At 32.1% G+C, this 14,142-nt stretch carries 16 protein-coding genes; 4 read left to right on the top strand and 12 right to left on the bottom strand.

The genetic code is table 11. The annotated features are described in order from the left end of the window. Nucleotides 1-147: 147 nt before the first annotated feature. From bdr (QYZ68_RS04525) to QYZ68_RS04515, 3 genes are all read right to left on the bottom strand, one after another. On the bottom strand, nucleotides 148-645 hold the full coding sequence (gene bdr, locus QYZ68_RS04525; protein WP_301384522.1) for a Bdr family repetitive protein: 498 nt from the start codon (nucleotides 643-645) through the stop codon (nucleotides 148-150). Between the two features lie 174 nt (nucleotides 646-819). Next, the gene (locus tag QYZ68_RS04520) at nucleotides 820-1,101 is read right to left on the bottom strand and encodes a hypothetical protein (protein WP_301384521.1); all 282 of its coding nucleotides are present in this window, start codon (nucleotides 1,099-1,101) and stop codon (nucleotides 820-822) included. Nucleotides 1,102-1,162: 61 nt separating this feature from the next. After that, nucleotides 1,163-2,107 (bottom strand): tyrosine-type recombinase/integrase, encoded by a 945-nt coding sequence (locus QYZ68_RS04515; protein WP_301384520.1) that lies wholly within the window; start codon nucleotides 2,105-2,107, stop codon nucleotides 1,163-1,165. A gap of 634 nt (nucleotides 2,108-2,741) precedes the next feature. Here QYZ68_RS04515 and QYZ68_RS04510 point away from each other — a divergent pair. Beyond that, a complete protein-coding gene (locus QYZ68_RS04510; protein ID WP_301384519.1) occupies nucleotides 2,742-3,161 on the top strand; it encodes a hypothetical protein in 420 nt (139 codons plus the stop codon). Between the two features lie 228 nt (nucleotides 3,162-3,389). On the opposite strand, the gene bdr (QYZ68_RS04505) is transcribed toward QYZ68_RS04510, so the two are convergent. Continuing rightward, entirely contained in the window at nucleotides 3,390-3,707 is a 318-nt protein-coding gene (gene bdr, locus QYZ68_RS04505) for a Bdr family repetitive protein (protein WP_301384518.1), read from the bottom strand. A 127-nt stretch (nucleotides 3,708-3,834) separates the two neighbouring features. Between bdr (QYZ68_RS04505) and QYZ68_RS04500 the strand changes: the two genes are divergently transcribed. Genes QYZ68_RS04500 through QYZ68_RS04490 form a run of 3 tightly spaced genes read left to right on the top strand, consistent with a single transcriptional unit; the run spans nucleotide 3,835 to nucleotide 6,406 of the window. Further along, on the top strand, nucleotides 3,835-4,308 hold the full coding sequence (locus QYZ68_RS04500) for a DUF261 family protein (protein ID WP_301384517.1): 474 nt from the start codon (nucleotides 3,835-3,837) through the stop codon (nucleotides 4,306-4,308). A gap of 53 nt (nucleotides 4,309-4,361) precedes the next feature. After that, on the top strand, nucleotides 4,362-5,030 hold the full coding sequence (locus tag QYZ68_RS04495) for a hypothetical protein (RefSeq protein WP_301384516.1): 669 nt from the start codon (nucleotides 4,362-4,364) through the stop codon (nucleotides 5,028-5,030). Between the two features lie 20 nt (nucleotides 5,031-5,050). Beyond that, nucleotides 5,051-6,406 carry a PBSX family phage terminase large subunit gene (locus tag QYZ68_RS04490; RefSeq protein WP_301384515.1) on the top strand — a complete coding sequence of 452 codons (1,356 nt, stop codon included), beginning with the start codon at nucleotides 5,051-5,053 and terminating at the stop codon, nucleotides 6,404-6,406. A 43-nt stretch (nucleotides 6,407-6,449) separates the two neighbouring features. On the opposite strand, the gene QYZ68_RS04485 is transcribed toward QYZ68_RS04490, so the two are convergent. From QYZ68_RS04485 to QYZ68_RS04450, 8 genes are all read right to left on the bottom strand, one after another. Beyond that, a complete protein-coding gene (locus tag QYZ68_RS04485; protein ID WP_301384514.1) occupies nucleotides 6,450-7,010 on the bottom strand; it encodes a hypothetical protein in 561 nt (186 codons plus the stop codon). Next, nucleotides 7,007-8,374 (bottom strand): hypothetical protein, encoded by a 1,368-nt coding sequence (locus QYZ68_RS04480; RefSeq protein WP_301384513.1) that lies wholly within the window; start codon nucleotides 8,372-8,374, stop codon nucleotides 7,007-7,009. Before QYZ68_RS04480 ends, QYZ68_RS04485 begins: the two co-directional genes overlap by 4 nt. A 20-nt stretch (nucleotides 8,375-8,394) precedes the next feature. Further along, a complete protein-coding gene (locus QYZ68_RS04475) occupies nucleotides 8,395-8,835 on the bottom strand; it encodes a hypothetical protein (RefSeq protein WP_301384512.1) in 441 nt (146 codons plus the stop codon). Next, on the bottom strand, nucleotides 8,832-10,004 hold the full coding sequence (locus QYZ68_RS04470) for an ERF family protein (protein ID WP_301384511.1): 1,173 nt from the start codon (nucleotides 10,002-10,004) through the stop codon (nucleotides 8,832-8,834). The genes QYZ68_RS04475 and QYZ68_RS04470 overlap by 4 nt, the downstream gene beginning before the upstream one ends. Before the next feature lie 340 nt (nucleotides 10,005-10,344). Then, entirely contained in the window at nucleotides 10,345-10,974 is a 630-nt protein-coding gene (locus QYZ68_RS04465; RefSeq protein WP_301384510.1) for a chromosome replication/partitioning protein, read from the bottom strand. Between the two features lie 134 nt (nucleotides 10,975-11,108). Continuing rightward, the gene (locus QYZ68_RS04460; protein WP_301384509.1) at nucleotides 11,109-11,903 is read right to left on the bottom strand and encodes a ParA family protein; all 795 of its coding nucleotides are present in this window, start codon (nucleotides 11,901-11,903) and stop codon (nucleotides 11,109-11,111) included. Further along, nucleotides 11,879-12,487 carry a DUF226 domain-containing protein gene (locus tag QYZ68_RS04455; RefSeq protein WP_301384508.1) on the bottom strand — a complete coding sequence of 203 codons (609 nt, stop codon included), beginning with the start codon at nucleotides 12,485-12,487 and terminating at the stop codon, nucleotides 11,879-11,881. The genes QYZ68_RS04460 and QYZ68_RS04455 overlap by 25 nt, the downstream gene beginning before the upstream one ends. Nucleotides 12,488-12,539: 52 nt before the next feature. Continuing rightward, on the bottom strand, nucleotides 12,540-13,829 hold the full coding sequence (locus QYZ68_RS04450; protein WP_301384507.1) for a plasmid maintenance protein: 1,290 nt from the start codon (nucleotides 13,827-13,829) through the stop codon (nucleotides 12,540-12,542). Between the last annotated feature and the right edge of the window lie 313 nt (nucleotides 13,830-14,142).

Below are 14,142 nucleotides of genomic sequence, written 5' to 3'. Positions count from 1 at the left end.
ATTTTGTTAATTTTGGGTTATAATCGACTTATCTTTTTGTAAGAAAGAATGAAATTAGTATGTATTTTCCCTGCTAAGTGGAGAGGCTTAGTGGGGATTATGCTTATTGTGCTTAATTGAAAATAGTGTATTGATTGTTTTGGGGTTTTATTTTGTATACATGGATACAAAAAGAGCTATAAACCCACCCATTGTGGTAATCCAAACTGTGAATGTTAATCCAAAAATCCATTTATTACTTTTCTCTATGCTGTCTATCTTAACACTGAGTTCGCTTTTAGCGTTGTCTATCTCATGATTTAAATCATTCTTTACATTCTTAATATCTTCCTTAAGCTCAGCTCTAAGGATATCTATTCTAGCGTCAAGCTTATCTGTTCTAGCGTCAAGTTTTTTAATATCATCTTTAAGATCACTTAATCTAGCCTCAACACCCACGATTCGACTTTCCAACGCATCCATTCTGACATTAAAGTTCTTCTCTAAGTACTCAAGTTCCAAATGAGTAAGCCCACTATGGCAGTATCTATTTGCAAATTGAACTGCCATCTCTTGTTGCATGCCCATTCTTACAAACTCTTCACAAACTTGTTGTTCTGTAAAATGATATCTTGTGCCTTCACTACGCACTTGTTCCGCTTGCATATGTCAACCTCTATATATTAATTATTTTGGGGGGTTTTACTTTAAAAAAAGAGCTATAAATCCACCCATTGTAGTAATCCAAATTGTAAATGTTAATCCAAAAATCCATTTATTATTTTTCTCTATGCTGTCTATCTTTTGGTTTAAATCAGCTCTTAATCTCTAATGTCATCCTTAAGTTAAGTCCATCTTGGTAACAAGCTTCTTAATGTCTCTGCTAACCTCAGCTAATATAGTCTCAACATTCTTGATTCTATCTCCCAATGCATCCAGTCTGAGTTTAAGCTTTTCCTCTAGACGATCAAGGTCACGATGAGTAATCTCCTGAAAAAGTCCATTTACAAAGCATGCGGCTATCCAACTATCCATGCCCAACCTTATAAGCTCCTCCATTACTACACGCTGCTTTGATTCTTGACTCCCCATTTGTCTTTTCTCCTCCTGTGCTTCTGCCATTAATATCTCCTTGTAACTAATTGTAATATACAAATTGACTTGCAATATAATTCTTGTGTTTTTATGCCCTAGCAAATTCAGGTTTTTCATTAATCATAAACTCGTAATCCTTTTTCTTATCAATTAATGGCTTGCCATATCTATCAACCATGCTAATGTTGGAGAAATGAAACTCTTCTTTAATATCATAAGATGGTATATTACTATTTTTCATTAAAAAGATACGATAATGCCTGAAGATATGAGAACACTTGCCAATATATTGTCTTCTAGTAACCTTTCTTATAATCTCTCTTAAAAAGAAGCTCATATTGTTAGTTGATAAGCTCTTGTATTTAGTTTTTTGAAACAAATAAGTTCGCTTTAAGTAATTATAATTATGAATTGATATTCTATTCTTAAGGTTTTTTTCTGCATATTCCTTATGAGCTTCTTGAATTTTAGCAAAATCTAGCATAGAAACAAGCACTGGTCGTATTACAGTCTCCCCACGCTTCTTAGCAACATGAATATTAATACGGTACATATACTCACCGTCTACTGCAACCTTCCTAATATCCTGCAACTTAATATTAGCAATCTCGCCGCATCTTGACCCAGTCATGTATTGCAGGTAGTAAAACATACCCATTATCTTGTCTTTCTGGTAAGCTAGCTCTAATATTTTCAAGATTTGCTCTTTAGTAATGCTCATATAAAAGTTAGTCTTTTTTCTAATATTCTTTTTTCTATATTTAATAGGCTTCTTTTTATCCAAACTCGGATTATCACCCTTTGCAATGAGTACGGGATTATCCTTGTCTAGTATTAGACTTAAGAGTCTCGCATATATGTCCTTATTAAGAACACTAGCTAGGGAAAAAATATATTCATCGTCAATCCGTTTACTCTTATAGGCTGTTGCTAAAGAATTAATAAACGAATCTGGATTATTTAAATCAGAGTAAATAATCTCAGTGGAATTGGGTGCTTTTTTATCCGTATTTGTTGATATTTGTCTACTCATCTAACTGGTTTACTGCCTCCACTAGATAAATCAAGTTTAGTATATTTATTCACTCTCTCTACTCTTTTATGTTTATTTTAACACTATTTAGTTATATTTTCTAGTATATTACTTATAATATTGTACTAAATAATTAAAGTAAAGTTTGTTTATACAGAAAATAGAGGTTAATAAGAGTATTTTTTATGTTTAGGTTTCTACGTAGCTTTTTATGTGTAGTTCTTCTAAATATTGCTAGCCTGTTTTTGGGATTTTAAGGATACCCAACTTTTGCAAGAAAAGACCCTATACTTTAAAAAAATCAATTTAATAGGCTTAAAAATTGCAAAACCTTAATAAATCTTTTTATGTGTAGAAAGTGAGGATTTGTGGTGTTATAAGAAAACAAATTAAGTTTAAGATAAATATTATTGTGTTATTTAACACTAATTTTATTCATTTTTATTTTCCATAAAGTTTATGTGCATTTTGTATTATTTATTTTAAAGATAATTTGTAATTACTTTTATAAAAAGGCTTTACTTATTTTTTGTTACTTATTTATTTTTATTAAAAACTACAAATAAGTAACAAAAAACTTAATTATTTGTTATAATATAACTAGCTAGATTCAATTTGAATAAGGAGTACAATAATGAAAAAAGCAAAAAATGAAAATAATGACATGTATAAAGGTGTTGATCTTAAGCGATTAGCTGGGTATATTGCAGATCAATACAACGCGGGGGTTGATATTACTATTAATTATAAGCATTATCTAGATTTTTTGGATGACTATGCAAACAAAATAGATGATTATTTTTCTCTAGATATACATTTCAGGAACGAGCATATGGCACTTATTCAATTTAAATTTCAAATGGCAGGCCTTAATGTGGGAACTAAAATTATTAGAGATTTTGCTTTAGCAAATTATGATGATGACCATAAATTAAGACGTCGTGATGATTTTCTTTCTTATTGCAGTGAAAAAGCATATGAGGAGTTTAAAGAAGAAAAATTAGAAAAAGAAAAGAAAAAACAATTAAGACTTGAAAAAAAACTTGAACTTTAAAATAATAATGGTTCGATGTAAAAAATAAGTTTAACAAACATTATACGTATAAAGGGCGGTTATATCCTAATCGCTCTTTTTACAACAATCATAAAACAAGTCACATTATGTTACCTAATTAGCATAAACTAAGGGGCTTTTCATTTTAGCAATATATTATCTTACGGGAACCAAAAGAGCCTGATAAGCATTTACCAATCATTTTAAATACCCTTTTTAAACACACCTTTACTTAAAAAGTACGGCTAATAAAATAGCAATATTGGTTGTAATAAGAAATGTAATCATCCAATTATGTAAATTAAACTTAGCATTAAACTTAATCTCTAATGTATCAATCTTAGTATTAATCTCATTCTTAAAGCTGTCAATCTTAGTATTAAGCTTATCCTCTAAATTATCAATCTTAGTATCAAGCTCCTTATAAAAATATCCACGAGCAACCTCAGCAGCAGCAACCTCCTTCATCCCCATCCTTATAAGCTCATCAAAAACCATTTGTTGAGCCGCATTATTTGCTTCTGAAGACCTCACTTGTACCAACATACACCATACCCCTATGCATTAATTATACATCAATACTTAGTTTGGTTAAAGTAGTTATGAGTTAAAATATTGGTTAAATAACAAAATAATTGACATAAATATCTATGAAATGTTATTTTAACTTATAATGGTTAAGAAAGCAAGAATCCCCACCATTTTGCAAAACAATCCTGAGTTACATAAATCTATTAGAGAACTTGGTGGGTATTATTTATCCTTATTGTTTTATGTCAACCGCCACATACGAACAATTGATTTTAATATTGATGAGATTAACAGATATTACCTTTACTTTAAAAACATAGGATATTTAAATAAGAACTCGATTCCTAAATTTCCATGTAAAATATTAGAATATTTTGGCTTCAGCTTAGTATCGTGTCGGCATGAAAGGGTAACAGCTGCCGCAGGTGAGCACAATTTTACAATATTTGAAGTCTATATTGATTCACTTGATACAGTACACCATATAGCAAAGCGAGGTAGAACAACTTTATATGATAGTAGAGATTTGCTTAAACAAGGCATTAAATGCCGCAATACTGCACAATTAATTTTTTCTTATTATAAAGTACTAGCTAATACACAAAGTGTGATCTAGGATAATGTTTTTTAAAATTTTTACACATTTATGTTAATATTCATTTAGTTGGTATGAAAAGTAAAATATATAAGGGTAAATATTTAAAATATTATAGACCTTTCACTAAAGGCGAGCTTAGCATTAGCGATATTGCAAGGATGGAGAAGGTTAGCTATTCTACTGTAAGCAAGGCTTTAGACAAGTGTCGGCAAGCTTTCAAGCATACACAAGACATTATTGTAAGTAATATCAACCCTGATGATAGCAATACTTTTAGTAGTAGTATACTTAATTCAAGAAGCGTTGACCATGTTTTGCGTTGTTCTAATACCGATGAGGATATTGATGCTTTGGGTAGCATTACTACCGGAACTGCCTTAAGGAAACTTGCCAGTGTTGACACTTTAAAGGTAGAGATAACTAAACTTATAAGCAATCTTTTCTTTGATAGGAAATATCGTGAAGTTGTTATTAAAGAGCAAGTTTATAATGCTTTATGTTCTGATCTTTCTCGGATAGAGCATGCGCTTCGCAATGCTTACCATAGCGTAGAAGATCGAAATAAACTTATCATAGAGAGATCACAGCTTAAGGAAGAGATAGAGCGGCATAGATTAACTTTTAGGGAAACAATCCTTCTTAAACGGCTTGCAATAGAGAAACAATATTATACTACCATACTTAATGATAAAGAATTTAAACAAATAGTTAAAAATTACCTTTATAGCGATAAATTGTAAATTATTGTTATAATATTTGTGTGAATTTAAAACTAGAAAAGCTCTTAAGCTTACTTCCTGCAAGAATGTCGTCTAAATACAGACGCATATTCCAAACTATTCCAAAAGGAAAGGGTAGCAAGTACACTGATTTTGCATCATTTGAGTCTAATAATTTACTTCCCAAACAGAGGGAAGTAATAGAGTCAATTGAAGCGGGGGATATAGCTAAGATTATACTCAATGGTGGTATTGCTAGCGGTAAGACATTCCTTGCATGCTATCTTTTCATTAAAAATTTACTAGAAAACAGAGATCTTTACACAAAAAATGTTAATAACTTTATTATGGGTAATTCACAAAATTCAATAGAAATTAATGTTTTAGGTGAAATGGAGACCATATGTGACCTGCTTCACATTCCCTATGAGAGGAAGAAACAAAATACTTCATTCGTCTTAATTGATGGCCTGCGTGTTAATCTTTATGGTGGAGACAAGATTAGTGACTTTAAAAGACTTAGGGGAGCTAATAGCGCCTTGATGTTTATTAACGAGGCTACAACACTGAGTCAGGAGGTTATTCAGGAGGCACTAAAGAGACTTAGAATAGGTAAGCGAACCGCTATTTTCGATACTAATCCTGATTTCCCTACGCATTTTTTTAAAACTGATTACATTGACCAAACAAGGATATACACAACATATAACTTTACCACTTACGACAATGAAACACTTGCAAGTGATTTTATTCATGAACAAGAGATAACATATGAACATTTACCAACATACAGAGCACGCGTTCTTTTAGGTGAATGGGTTGCAAGTGATTGCTCCATTTTTCACCAAATAGAATTTAGTGATGATTATAAATTTAGTGCTCCTATTTGCTACATTGACCCTGCTTTTACCATTGGTGGTGATAATACTGCTATTTGCATACTAGAAAAACACAAGGATAAGCTTTATGCATACATTTATCAAGACAAACGACCCGTTTATGATGATGATATTTTGTATAGGATTAAAACTATAATTGATGGGTTTAATGTAAGGATTCTTTTCATAGAAGATAGAGATAGCGTTAAGGGTGTTGGAAGGTTAACACAAACTTTAATAAGTCTGAGAAATCAATGCGATACTCTTTTTAAAATAGCACCAGTTAAACCTATATCAAATAAATTTAATCGTATTTGTTCCTTAATTCCCATATTTAATAGTAAATTGGTTGAATTTCTTAAAGATATTGATAAAACGGTAATTAATGATATTTATGCTTACAAGGGTGATGGCAAGACTTGTGACGATGCTCTTGATTCACTAGCTAATGCTTACTTACTTCTTATGGGAAGCATTAAGGAAAAGCAAACTCACTTTACTAAAATTAAATATTTATAAATCTATAAACCCAAAATAAAAACCCCCTTAATTACAGGGGGTTTTAGGGATTAGTGTATCGCCTATAAGGCGTTATTTTGTTGATATATTTGTCCCAAGGCACTGTAATAAAACCCTGTCGCTCTGCTCGATCTTGCTCCTTAAATCTACTGTGGTCCACATGACCTGCTTGTTGTCTGTTTTGCGCCACCTCGGCTTTCATTGCCTCTAATATAGCCGCCTGTCTCTTCTTCTCTCTCTCCTCTTCTTTTACTCTGTAAAGCTCCTCTTTCCTAAACTGCTCCAATTCATCGCTCGCCATTCTCTTGACACCCATCCATGCATTAATATAATAATTGATGTTATTATGATAATCTTCTTTATTTTGTAAGAGTGGATATACTTTCAAAATTGCATACATATCTTGTAGCGGCACTCTTCTCAACAAAGACCCATCTACATTATACATCCCTGCCATCTCAAATATCATGTCCCTATCTAAACCGGAAGACATGTTACCACTTACCTGTTCCTTGATTAAATCTTTAATTTGCAACCTAGCGTGTTCTATTACCCTATCACGTAGCTTTTCCTCGCTAGTACGTGTATTCTGTGCGTGACTCATACTTGCATCTCCTCTATTATCACGCGCCTCTTCATAAGTATGACCTTTATATTCATTTTTACCCCTATGGTTTCATCTTGTATCAGCTCTTCTTTTGTTATTATTGGATTACAACCATCTACCCTGCCAAGTTGCTCAGCCTGCTGCTGAGCCCCCAACATAACTTCTTCCTCAGTTAAGCTCTCTTCTTTTATTTCCAAAGGGGCATTTAAAGCCTCTAGCTCCTCTCCTGTGAATGAATATGTATAAATTCCAGTATCCCTAGGAGCGGGCTTGATAATTGGACTTACTTCAATTATGTTTAGTCTATCTAGTATGTTAGTATATCTATCGGTTGTAAAAGTGAAGACAATATCCCCTGTTTGATGTATACTTGAATCATCAATGAATGGGAATTGTGATTTAAGTAGGGATTGCAGTTCCCTAGCTTTATCTTTCCTTGCCTGAACTTCAGTTTCCATGATTCTCCTAGCATCTTTTTCTAATGTGTCTATTTGTGCCAATAAGCCTTCAAGTACATTAGCTTGATTTTCATTAACAACAACTTGCTTCCGAGGAATATAGTAAGAAAACACCCTCTTATAATCATATTCTGGATCACAAAGTGTCTTGTATAGCTTGCTCTTTGATTGCAACATATCACTTAAAGTGTCTATATATTTATCTTCACCCTCACTAGCAATAATGCTTGCTGCCATTTGCCTATATAGTGGCAATTCACTTAAGAACTGGTAGGCTATGCTAAACATATGATCAATAAATGCCTCATTCTTCCTAATCACACATCGTTTATTTCCACTACTCATAGTAAAGTACACATTACAAGTACTAATACCCGTATTAGCCATTTGTGCTTGTGCTTGTGCATAAATAGCGAAGAAATACTTATATCCAAACGGATTGCCATTTCTATTGTAATCCCTTATGCATGCTGGGTATTTTATATTTTCACTATATTTAAGTTCTAAAAGCTCTATAGTCCCATCTGTCCTTCGTATCCAGCCATCTATTGTAGACCCAATAGGAGCGTCCTTACCCTTATACATTTTTGAATAATTATAACAATCAATACCATTCTTGTACTTATTTGCATGCAAACTAGCAATCTCATCTCTGTATTGTCTTTGATAAAAGGTGAAAGATAAATCTTCCATTAATTTGCCTTTTTCCATCTGTTCAGTTTTAACAAACTTTACAAGTCCAGTCTTATTAGCAACCGCCCTAATGAAGTCCTTATGTCCTAGTAAAATACTACCAATTTCGCTTGCTCCCAACTTTACTTGTTCTTTTCTCTGCTCATCAAAACTTCGCTTTCTATCGTACTTAATAAATTCGCCTTTTCTTATCATAGGTAATTTCTTCATAAACTTTAACCTTGCCTTTACTATTTAATAACTTTTCTTCTACTTCGCATCCGAGCAACTCTTGTGTTTAATCTGTTTATCTTTCGTTTTAAATTGCCCATCATTCTAATATTCTTCTCATAGTCATTCCAGCTATTAAGTTTCACATCTATGCTCTTCTTATGACTATTAATGCACTTACTTTGCTCCCTAATCAGTGCATCTAGCTCTTCGTATGGTTGCGCATTATGCCCACACGTGCATTTGTTAGCGTTAACCTTATGCTCTTCTCTTCTCTCTGCAATGACATCTAAATACAAACGGTGCGCCCTAAGCTCACCTGCTAGAAAATCAAACCTATCTTTAAGTTCCCTTAACTCCTTGCCACTTATTGTGCAATATAAGTGATAGACACAATCACATATAGCATCAATAATGTCATTTATCCCGTCTATTGTTTTTTCTATAATATTTCTTATCATTGCAAAGCTCCTTCGTAAACCCCCATAGGGTTATTATCAAATGGTACATCATCGAATGGAATATCATCATAGTTTAAAGAATTATGATTCATGCGCATACTATCATGGTCCTCATCCCAACTACTCCACGCATCTGCACCCATCTTATCTTTCCATGCTTGATACTTGGATAACACATATTTATCTTGTTTTTGTATTGCAAAATAATATTTCCAAAAAGTTTTATAATCCAGCTTACCCTCTCTGTATTGTTCCTTAAGCAAAGCATGATCATTCTTATACTGCGCTGGTAATGGCGTTGACTCCATGACCCGTCTGTCCTGTGTTTCCTTTGTAGTAGCAGGGTTATGTTTACCCGTATTATTACTCTCTTTCCTTTGTATCTTAGCCTGTAATTGCTTATCCTTTATTTCAAATTCATCAATTTTACCCTTAATGTTGTTTTTAAAGCCTAAACAGAAGTACCAGCCAGCCTTAAGTGTTAACAGGCCATATTCAACATAAGATTTAATTTTTCTAGCAATCTCCTGATTTGATATTGTTTGCAATGCTTGATACAACCCCTCCTTACCCGTCTCAACACCTACATGCGAACTGCCATTTAAATATTTTGTTTGGTATCTCCTAGTAGTATCAGCATCAACATTCCCATCCTGATCTTCTAAAAGCCCAGTTATTCCGAAAAACTTAACTAGTGCATACCTACAAAAATAAGTAAATGATGAACCCATTATTTGTTGAATTGTATTATTAGCCTGTCTTCGCTCAGTCTTAGTAAGATTTGCGTACTCACTCCTGTACTGCATATCAAGCTTATATAACTCAATTGTCTCGCCCATATTAAGATCTGTTTTAATTATGTGCTTATATCCATTCTTTGTATGTATAAACACGGTTTCAATGTAGTCAATCTTAGTCTGGGATACCATTTCATATTTAATTTCCTGCCATATTGCAACATTAAGGCCATGCTCATTAATGACAGTATCAATTGTTTCTAAAATATCATCAATATGAAAGTAATCATATCCACCACCCTTGCCAATATGACACCTTCCATTCTTAGCAATAGGCTTCAAAAATGTCTTAAGCTTACGAAGCTCACAAAAAAGCTCAAGCTCCCTTACAGCATCCGGTTTATTAACCTCTGCCTCCAATACTTCACTCATACTATTCTCCTTTTCTTTAAAGTATCTAACGCGCTTCCAGTCAAATTAACCATTCAAATCCTCCTTATCTGGTATTTACAGGCGATACTTGGCAATTTCACCTATTTAAACTATACAAAAATACGTAATTTTTGTCAATTAATTTTTACATCTTTTTTAATATTTTTAATCAAATTTATCTTTTTTATAAAAATATTATTTTCTATTTACTAATACTTTTTTTATTGTATTTTTTGTTTAAAAATATTAAAATTTAGATTAAGAAAAGATAAAAAAAGAGACTTCCTTCTGTTCAGGAAATCTCATTGATGGGTTGAGCACTAATTTGTTCGTAGTGCCTTTATTCAGCTATTTGTTTGGTACCTTCTGTTGCCTCCATTTCAATAGCATCTTCTTCGTTATGTGTTTTTCTGTGCTTCTTTTCTTGACTGTATTCATAAAATAAATTATCTAACAATTCCCTATGCTCTTCATAAAGCCTAGATAATGCATAAGATGTAAACTTGGTATTTGACTTGAAATAAGAATATGCAGTGTTTGTAGGCAACAAGATCCTTAAAGGTATGGTTCTAGGTTTAACCTCGCCTTTTTTTAATGCTTCGTAATCATTATTTTGTATTATATCTCTTATTTGAGTAAGCCCTCTTTTTATAATAAGTTCCTCTGTTATTTCTCCTGTTTTTAGTTTCTGCCCTATTTTCACAAACGAATAGGCTGTTGATTCTGTTATAAAACAAGTTTTGGCATATGCTCCGAAACTTTTAAAACCCGCCCATAGATACAATAACTCATCGTGTATCTCTGTTAACACCTTCATCGCTTGTATTTTATTAACTATGTCTCTATGTCCCAAAGACTTTAATTCTTGGTCTAGCTCGGTAAATCTATTAACCTTCTTCGTTTTTTCATCATATGCTGAACTATCAATAATCCTGTTGTTTAAATCTTTATCGTCTTTTTGTATCTTCATATACTACTCCTTATATTCAACAAGTTGAAATTTAATTCTACAAAAAAATACACTCTTATGTTTTATCCCAATCTAAGGCGGATTTCTGAATTCAAAAAATCACTATAAATGAATTCTTAAAAAAAGTGTAATTTTCATGTTCTTTTCATAAAATTATCTAGAACCGTTTTATATTCACTCATATAATCATATTTCATATCAAAATCAATCCCTAAAAAAACACTTCTATTTAAACTCTCCCGCTCTGGTATGGTACCCAAAAAATCATCTCTTTTTGCTAGCTCATTATACAAATACTCATAAGTGCTCCTCTTCTTATATTTAGTTACCATTATGTATATAGGAATATCAAGCTTTAACCTCTCTCTTATTTTATTCTTTACCAGAGCAAGGCTTTCTACTGTCCAAAGTTCGCATACAACTGGCACTATTACATAATCACTGACAAGAAGTGCATTAACTAAAATAGTATCTAGTGAGGGTGGGTTATCAATTAAAATATAATCATACTCTTTTGGTAAAAATTGCATAACATTCCTTAAGCATAAAGTAGCATCCTCATATGTTATTTTGTCTCTATGTCCATAAGTGCAGTTTGTAACCATCTTATCAATAAACTCTTCTATAAAATCTTGCAAAGTGTAATAACTGGGAACTATATCAAGATTTTGTTCTACATTTACAATTGCATTTTTTATAATTAGTTTTTCATTCAAGACTTTATGCATATTAACGATAGAAACATTAACATTTTTTTCCTTCAATTGCTTATTGTAATAACTAGTGATAGAGGCTTGTGTGTCCATATCAATGAGTAAAACTTTATGTTTTTGTGCTAGCAACTTTGCAAAAATTAAACAAGTTGTGCTCTTACCAACCCCACCCTTAATGCTAGCAATTGAGATTATTTTAGGTTCTTTTCTCTCCATTTGCCTATCATGCCCCCCTTTGGTAATTTTTTATTATAAAATTCATATACTTTCCTTTCTAATTGTTCAATTAATTCGAATAAAAGTTTACAATACTTGGTCTCAACCTTTTCCTTTTGAATTAAAGAGTGAAGGCCATCCATCCTACAAAAAACACTACCTCTTTTAAATCTAAATTCAATATGATACACCTTAAATACCCTAAAAGAAGTGCGCTGCCCTAGGTTACTGTCCATATAATACGCATTAATTCCATTTTTTAGTTTTTGAAACCCATAAAATATTCCTTTAAACTTATCACCTTCAGCTAAGGAAAAAAGATTAAGATGGTATATTTCATTTAAATCGGGCATACCTCTAAAGGCTATCCAAAATTTATCTTTACAGTCCCTGTGGACTTTGAAAGTGTAAAACGAGGTAACCAGCCTAGTGTAATATAGCTTTCTATCCCCATCCTGTTCTATTTTTGCAAATATATTTGCGTCACGTGTAATATGTACCTTGGGCGCTATTGTCTCTTTTGTTTCATTTATTGTAAGCTCAGCTTTCTTCTTGGCTAATTTATCCTCTAGCGCGCTTATCATGCAAAGCCACCTTTACCATACTCTATATTATTTCCTAAAAAGCCCATAATATCTAGAGGCCCCTTATTTGGACATTATTGACCATTTGGCTACCAAATATATTGATTTCCCTAAGCGTGCTTTCTTGTCCTATCCTATCAAGCAATTCGTAGTAATACGAATTATCCATCATCTTACTGTAGCTTAGCTTGTCTTTGCTATCAATAAATCTCTTTAAGGCTGGCCTTAATTTATTAATATCTACCTTATGCTTTAGCTGTTCTAGTAATATACTGAAGATATTATCCCTAGTTTCTTTTTGTTTTTGTCCTACATCTTCTTTTATTTGTCTTTGTACCCTTTTCTTAATTCTTGCTATTCTGAGATCCAAATCCTTATATTTGTCATTTTGCAGAATAAAATGTGGCTTAGTCTTATAAGATTCATATATCTTTCCAATTTCTATATCTAATTCCCTCTCATAGTAGCCTTGCTTTACTAGTTCGGCTTGCCTTTCTTTAAGAAGAGCCCGCAACTCTGCTTTAGGTTCATTGAGTTTTAAGTTATCTCCCCTTATTTCTCTTAAAACAGTGTAATAACATCCCTTTATGTTAAATTTATACAAATGTTTAGGATTGTAAGCATAGGATTTAATGATAGGTTTTAACTTGTTTTCTATTGTCTTAATAGAAATGTGTCTACTGTCGTTCTCAAACCGTTTTAGGTTTCTTAAGTGATTGATCTTAATATCATCTGATACTTTTAATTTTAAAATAAAAGAAGGAAGATCTGTTTTAAAGCCACATCTTGTTATGTATTTAGTTACTCGATAACTATTACTCTCATTTTTTGCAATCCTATCTCTTCTTTCTTCTTCTTTATTATTACTATTATTTATACACTCCCCCTTTACTACACTCCCCCTTTGATCTGCACTTACAATTTTTTCATTGTATTCTTTAAAGCGATCTTGAAATCTGTTCAATTTTTTTTGTGCAAAAAGCCTGTTTATTCTGTTATAACATTCTTTTTTGGAGTATCTAAGGGTGTACCTTATTTCCGTACCTAAGTTTTTTCCCAGGTGTTGATAGTAATTTATTGTTACTCCAAATTCTTTTCCTAGTCTTTTCAGATATTTTTGTAACCTTTTAAGTGTTGCTTGTTTTTGTCCATTTTGTTGCAAATTATTATTGAAATATCTAAGTATTTGTCCTTGTGTGTACTTTTTCAGTCTTTTGTTCATAAAGCTAAGTGTTGAAACAAGTACAATCAACTTATGCTGACATTCATTGAAGCATGTAAAGAACTTTTGACCAGATTCCCAGATCCGTCGTTGTTTTATTATTGTCGAGCTAGCGAGCATTTTAATTTCCTTCCCTTCCTGATGTAAAATTATTCGGTTTGTTAAGTATTTTAATCTTAACAGTATCCATTAATACATAAATTGTTATAAATGTAAATAGGTTTGGATAAAAAGATGGGTTATTTTTTTATTTGAAAATATTTAAGATTTTTTATTTTTTTGAACTTTTTCCGTATTTTATTTTAAAATAAAAGTGCGGTGTTTATTTTTTTAAAAAAAGTAGATGAGAGTTTGATTTTTAAGAAAAAAATAGATATAATATTTTTGGGTTATAGTTTTTTTGGGCATTTTTCCTTTCGGCTATAACCTATTA

The sequence above is a fragment of the Borrelia sp. P9F1 genome (assembly GCF_030436115.1).
GTDB lineage: Bacteria > Spirochaetota > Spirochaetia > Borreliales > Borreliaceae > Borrelia.
This window is presented reverse-complemented; position numbering and strand designations above follow the sequence as displayed.

Bases quoted from the DNA above. Each gene is read 5' to 3' on its own strand.
- QYZ68_RS04460 (WP_301384509.1), bottom strand. From the start codon at position 11,903: ATGGAGAGAAAAGAACCTAAAATAATCTCAATTGCTAGCATTAAGGGT.
- QYZ68_RS04485 (WP_301384514.1), bottom strand. From the start codon at position 7,010: ATGAGTCACGCACAGAATACACGTACTAGCGAGGAAAAGCTACGTGAT.
- QYZ68_RS04510 (WP_301384519.1), top strand. From the start codon at position 2,742: ATGAAAAAAGCAAAAAATGAAAATAATGACATGTATAAAGGTGTTGAT.
- QYZ68_RS04495 (WP_301384516.1), top strand. From the start codon at position 4,362: ATGAAAAGTAAAATATATAAGGGTAAATATTTAAAATATTATAGACCT.
- QYZ68_RS04520 (WP_301384521.1), bottom strand. From the start codon at position 1,101: ATGGCAGAAGCACAGGAGGAGAAAAGACAAATGGGGAGTCAAGAATCA.
- QYZ68_RS04515 (WP_301384520.1), bottom strand. From the start codon at position 2,107: ATGAGTAGACAAATATCAACAAATACGGATAAAAAAGCACCCAATTCC.
- QYZ68_RS04465 (WP_301384510.1), bottom strand. From the start codon at position 10,974: ATGAAGATACAAAAAGACGATAAAGATTTAAACAACAGGATTATTGAT.
- QYZ68_RS04450 (WP_301384507.1), bottom strand. From the start codon at position 13,829: ATGCTCGCTAGCTCGACAATAATAAAACAACGACGGATCTGGGAATCT.
- QYZ68_RS04480 (WP_301384513.1), bottom strand. From the start codon at position 8,374: ATGAAGAAATTACCTATGATAAGAAAAGGCGAATTTATTAAGTACGAT.
- QYZ68_RS04455 (WP_301384508.1), bottom strand. From the start codon at position 12,487: ATGATAAGCGCGCTAGAGGATAAATTAGCCAAGAAGAAAGCTGAGCTT.
- QYZ68_RS04500 (WP_301384517.1), top strand. From the start codon at position 3,835: ATGGTTAAGAAAGCAAGAATCCCCACCATTTTGCAAAACAATCCTGAG.
- QYZ68_RS04470 (WP_301384511.1), bottom strand. From the start codon at position 10,004: ATGAGTGAAGTATTGGAGGCAGAGGTTAATAAACCGGATGCTGTAAGG.
- QYZ68_RS04475 (WP_301384512.1), bottom strand. From the start codon at position 8,835: ATGATAAGAAATATTATAGAAAAAACAATAGACGGGATAAATGACATT.
- bdr (WP_301384518.1), bottom strand. From the start codon at position 3,707: ATGTTGGTACAAGTGAGGTCTTCAGAAGCAAATAATGCGGCTCAACAA.
- bdr (WP_301384522.1), bottom strand. From the start codon at position 645: ATGCAAGCGGAACAAGTGCGTAGTGAAGGCACAAGATATCATTTTACA.